7 protein-coding genes are annotated in these 4,464 nt (G+C 57.1%); 1 reads left to right on the plus strand and 6 read right to left on the minus strand.

What is annotated here, in order from left to right; all coding sequences use genetic code 11:
• Window positions 1-184: 184 nt before the first annotated feature.
• On the minus strand, window positions 185-766 hold the full coding sequence (locus tag MPJ51_RS21475; protein ID WP_298391065.1) for a YceI family protein: 582 nt from the start codon (window positions 764-766) through the stop codon (window positions 185-187).
• 102 nt (window positions 767-868) lie between these two features.
• Between MPJ51_RS21475 and MPJ51_RS21480 the strand changes: the two genes are divergently transcribed.
• Window positions 869-1,315: a MarR family transcriptional regulator gene (locus tag MPJ51_RS21480; protein WP_298391067.1), complete on the plus strand. Its 447-nt coding sequence runs from the start codon at window positions 869-871 to the stop codon at window positions 1,313-1,315.
• A gap of 88 nt (window positions 1,316-1,403) precedes the next feature.
• Here MPJ51_RS21480 and MPJ51_RS21485 read toward each other — a convergent pair whose 3' ends face one another.
• The 5 genes from MPJ51_RS21485 to MPJ51_RS21505 all read right to left on the minus strand — a co-directional run bounded on the left by MPJ51_RS21485 (window position 1,404) and on the right by MPJ51_RS21505 (window position 4,284).
• Complete coding sequence (locus tag MPJ51_RS21485; RefSeq protein WP_010437040.1) at window positions 1,404-1,700, minus strand: 50S ribosomal protein L23; 297 nt, start codon at window positions 1,698-1,700, stop codon at window positions 1,404-1,406.
• Window positions 1,697-2,314: a 50S ribosomal protein L4 gene (rplD, locus tag MPJ51_RS21490; RefSeq protein WP_170694153.1), complete on the minus strand. Its 618-nt coding sequence runs from the start codon at window positions 2,312-2,314 to the stop codon at window positions 1,697-1,699. The genes MPJ51_RS21485 and rplD overlap by 4 nt, the downstream gene beginning before the upstream one ends.
• Entirely contained in the window at window positions 2,311-3,036 is a 726-nt protein-coding gene (gene rplC, locus MPJ51_RS21495) for a 50S ribosomal protein L3 (RefSeq protein WP_298391073.1), read from the minus strand. The genes rplD and rplC overlap by 4 nt, the downstream gene beginning before the upstream one ends.
• 18 nt (window positions 3,037-3,054) lie before the next feature.
• Window positions 3,055-3,369, minus strand: coding sequence for a 30S ribosomal protein S10 (rpsJ, locus tag MPJ51_RS21500; protein ID WP_008756422.1), 315 nt, complete (start codon window positions 3,367-3,369; stop codon window positions 3,055-3,057).
• 198 nt (window positions 3,370-3,567) lie between these two features.
• On the minus strand, window positions 3,568-4,284 hold the full coding sequence (locus MPJ51_RS21505; protein WP_298391077.1) for a hypothetical protein: 717 nt from the start codon (window positions 4,282-4,284) through the stop codon (window positions 3,568-3,570).
• Window positions 4,285-4,464: the final 180 nt, after the last annotated feature.

The following is a 4,464-nucleotide window of genomic DNA, read 5'->3' on the forward strand; positions in this document are numbered from 1 at the left end:
GGGCTGGCGCTTTGGGGAGGGTTGCGCCTCGATAAGAGCGCAGATGTATCCGGCACCATAAAGCACGCTGTTCAGCCGGTGCGGCGCCATCCCGCGGGCAGTCACTGGCGCGGCTTTTCGTGCGGATCAAAAGAAAAACCCCCGCACTTGCGGGGGCCTTCATCTTTTAGCGGTCGTGCGGGGTTTACCCGTCCGCCTTCATCTCGGTGTCAATCGCGATGGTGATCGGTCCGGTCGAGAACGAACCCACACCGAACTCCATGTGGTCAATCTCGGTCGAGGCCGAGAAGGCCACCCAGTCGCCCTTGTAATAGTCGATGATGCTGCCCAGCGGGTGCTCGCCCTGATGGGTCAGCGTGGCTTTCAGCACAACCGGCTTGGTCACGCCGTGGATGGTCAGGTCGCCGGTCACATCCGCCGTGCTGTCGCCGGTCCGCTTGATCCCGGTGCTGACAAAGGTGATCTCGGGATAGGTTTCGACCTCAAGGAAATCGGCGGATTTCAGGTGGTCGTCCAGAGGGCCAAAGCCCGACGCGACGCTGCCTGCGTCGATCGTCACGTTCAGGGTCGAGGCTTCGATATCGTCAGCGTTCAGGTCCAGCACGCCTTCGACCGTGGTGAACTCACCATGCTGGGTGGAAACACCCGCGTGGCTCCAGCCGAACCGAACCTCGGTATGTCCCTGGTCGGTTTTGTAGGTCTGCGCGTAAGCCGGAGCAACTGTGGCCATAAGAGCGACTGCGGCGATCGTGGATTTGAATGTCATTGTGAAATCCCTTTCATTCACTTTGGCGCTGGATATTACTTGAATTTTCATCTAATTTGCCTATCGGAATTCCGCAATCATATTCGAAGTGAACACGCAGTTGTGAAATGCGATCTGCCTACGCCGCTGGAAACAGACATCTGGGTCGCGATGAACCGGATCACACGGATCGTTCAGGCCGAAATCGGCGCGGCCCTGAAAAGCGCGGGGCTGCCGCCGCTGAAATGGTACGACCTGCTCTGGTCCCTTGAAAGCCAGGGCGGCAGGCTGCGCCCGTTCGAACTTGGCCGGGACACCATTTTGGAACAATCCAACCTGTCCCATCTCAGCAAGCGGCTAGAGGCCGAGGGCCTTATCGAGATCGTCGAAAACAACGGGGACCGGCGCGGGAAATTCCTGCAGATCACGGACAAGGGCAAGGCCCTGCGCAAGCGGATGTGGGCGATTTACGGTCCCCTGCTGCACGACCAGATGAAAGCGTTCAACGCGGTCGATGGCTGGCAAAGTTTCATTGCCGTCGCCCAAGCACCGGACGCGGGCAATTCATAGCCAAACTGGCGCAGCTCGCGGACAGACCCAACAAAAAAGACCCCCGCCTTCCGGCGAGGGTCTTCATCTCAGTCCAAAGACGTTTCGATCAGAGACCGGTGGATACGTCGATGGTGTTCCCCTCTTCCAGGGTCACATATGCTTTTTTGACGTCTTTCCGACGGCCCAGCTGGCCGCGGAACCGCTTGACCTTGCCTTTGGTCACGGTGGTGTTCACCGCCTTGACCTTCACACCAAACAGCGCCTCAACGGCCTCTTTGATCTGCGGCTTGTTGCTGTCGATCGCCACTTCAAAGACAACCGCGCCGTTTTCGGACGCCATGGTCGACTTTTCGGTGATGACCGGCTTGCGGATCACGTCGTAGTGTTCTGCCTTCGCGCTCATTTCAGACGAGCCTCCAGTGCTTCGACAGCCGCTTTGGTGAGCACCAGGGTGTCACGCTTGAGGATGTCATAGACGTTTGCGCCCATCGACGGCAGGATATCCAGACCTTCGATGTTTTTGGACGCTTTCAGGAACCCTTCGTTCACGGTCGCGCCGTCGATGACCAGAGCGCGTTTCCAGCCCAGGTTTGCAACCTGTTTGGCCAGTGCGGCGGTCTTGCCTTCGGCTTCGGCGTTCTCGATCACAACCAGTTCACCAGCCTTGGCTTTGGCCGACAGAGCGTGGCGCAGGCCAAGCTTGCGGAACTTTTTCGGCAGGTCGTGGCCGTGCGAACGCGGGGTCGGGCCCTTGTAGATACCACCCTTGCGGAAGATCGGCGCGTTGCGGTCACCGTGACGAGCACCACCGGTGCCCTTCTGGCGATAGATCTTCTTGGTCGAGTAGCTGGTTTCCGAGCGGGTCTTGACCTTGTGGGTGCCGGCTTGCGCGTTGTTGCGCTGCCAACGGACCACACGGTGCAGGATGTCCGCGCGCGGCTCCAGGCCGAACAGGTCCGCATCCAGCTCGATGTTGCCGGCTTTGCCGCCGTCCAGTTTGATTACATCAAGTTTCATGCTTCACCACCTTCCGCGGGAGCTTCTTCCGCAGGTGCTTCAGTTGCGGCACCTTTTACGGCTGCCGGGAAAGGCAGGCCTTCCGGTGCTTTCTTCTTGACGGCGTCCTTGACGGTGACCCAGCCCGATTTCGGTCCGGGAACGGCGCCTTTGATGAAGACCAGACCACGGTCGGCGTCGGTTTTGACGACTTCGAGGTTCTGGGTGGTGACACGGGCAGCCCCCATGTGACCGGCCATCTTCTTGCCTTTGAACACCTTGCCCGGGTCCTGACACTGACCGGTCGAACCGTGCGAACGGTGGCTGATCGAAACACCGTGCGAGGCGCGCAGACCACCAAAGTTCCAACGCTTCATCGCACCGGCAAAGCCTTTACCGATCGAGGTACCCGAAACGTCAACCTTCTGACCTTCCAGGAAGTGTTCTGCCGAAATCTCGGCACCCACATCAATCAGGCCATCTTCAGAGACGCGGAACTCGGCCAGTTTACGCTTGGGCTCAACCTTGGCAGCGGCGTAGTGACCGCGCATGGCCTTCGAGGTGCGTTTTGCCTTGGCAGCACCGGCGCCCAGCTGAACGGCGGTGTAGCCGTCTTTGTCAGCGGTCCGCTGTGCAACAACCTGCAGGTTGTCCAGGTGAAGAACGGTCACAGGAATCTGCTTGCCGTCTTCCATGAACAGGCGGGTCATGCCAACTTTTTTTGCGATAATACCAGAGCGCATAATCTATACCCTCCGATCTTACGACTGCAGCTTGATCTCGACATCCACACCAGCAGCGAGGTCGAGCTTCATCAGCGCGTCAACGGTCTGGGGGGTCGGATCAACGATGTCGAGCAGACGCTTGTGCGTGCGGATCTCGAACTGGTCACGGGATTTCTTGTCAACGTGAGGGCCACGGAGAACCGTGAACTTCTCAATCTTGTTCGGCAGCGGGATCGGGCCGCGCACGTTCGCGCCGGTCCGCTTGGCAGTGTTGACGATCTCTTGCGTGCTGGCATCCAGAACGCGATAGTCAAATGCCTTCAGCCGAATACGGATATTTTGGCTTTGCATAGATACAGCCTTTTATCAGGCGTTGAGGTTGAGAGGAGGACAGACGCGCATCGCCAACCCTCATCGAACCCAAAAGGCGGGAATCACCCCGCCTTGACGTTCCTGTTGAGAACTCGCGCGTATTAGTGGGGTTGGCGGGGTTTGGCAAGGGGGAAATGGCTGTCCCTTATAAACCGATGGCCTCCAAAAAAATGCGCCTCAGATGTAGCCAGGCTTTTGCAGTCTTTCATAAAGACCAGCGGCCAAGTTCATGTCCCAACCATCTGAGGGTACCGTCCGCCACTCGTTATCTTCTGACCAAACCCCATTCCGGCACTGGGCAAATAGAATTCTGAGGAAGTCCGGCTCAAACGAGCACATTCGTCCTTTCAATGTTTCCAATGTCTGCACTGGCAGATTTTCGAGTGCGGCGGCGATACTTTCATCATCTGCAGCTTCATATTCTGACAATCTCCAGCAATGTTCATACACTAACCAAGGCCCGAACGAGTCTGTCCAAGCCCAGCCGCGTGAAGTCCTTTCCATGTAGTCGCAAGAACAAAAGGCCTCGCATATTCTTGTCGTTGAATTGGTTTTGGGCACTACGGACACGTAGTGGTCAGCGAACTCATTGGCGTAATGCGAATGACAAGCGAAAGCCTCAAGCAGTTGGTCAAGATCATCGCGTTGGTAATCAGCTGACAACTCAATCATCTGCACGCCTTGCCAAGTCAACCTGCTATAGCGGCCCTCCGCGCGCATCAACCCCGCCTTCTCCAGAGCATCGAAACTATGTTCAAAATTGGACTGCGCCCCATGATGCAAAAGCGTCGGTTCAGGTGAGCTGTCTTTTAATCGCCAAGACATCTCGTGTGCCAGCCATGGGAGAATAGCTAGGGCTAGGGATCGCTCGTTGAAACTTAGTGTTCTATTCATTTGGGAAATGCCGCGCTTTACTATTTTGTATTGTGGGACCAGTTACCAACCTGTCTGCGAGATTGTCCATCAGCAGCAACCGGATCGAAACCTCTCAACAACGAAAAAGGCCGCCCCCTTGGGAGCGGCCTTCTTTAATCTCAACGATGTGCCGGGCTGAAGCCCGGCCTACCATGATTA

Source organism: Ruegeria sp., assembly GCF_028066395.1.
Classification (GTDB): Bacteria; Pseudomonadota; Alphaproteobacteria; order Rhodobacterales; family Rhodobacteraceae; genus Ruegeria.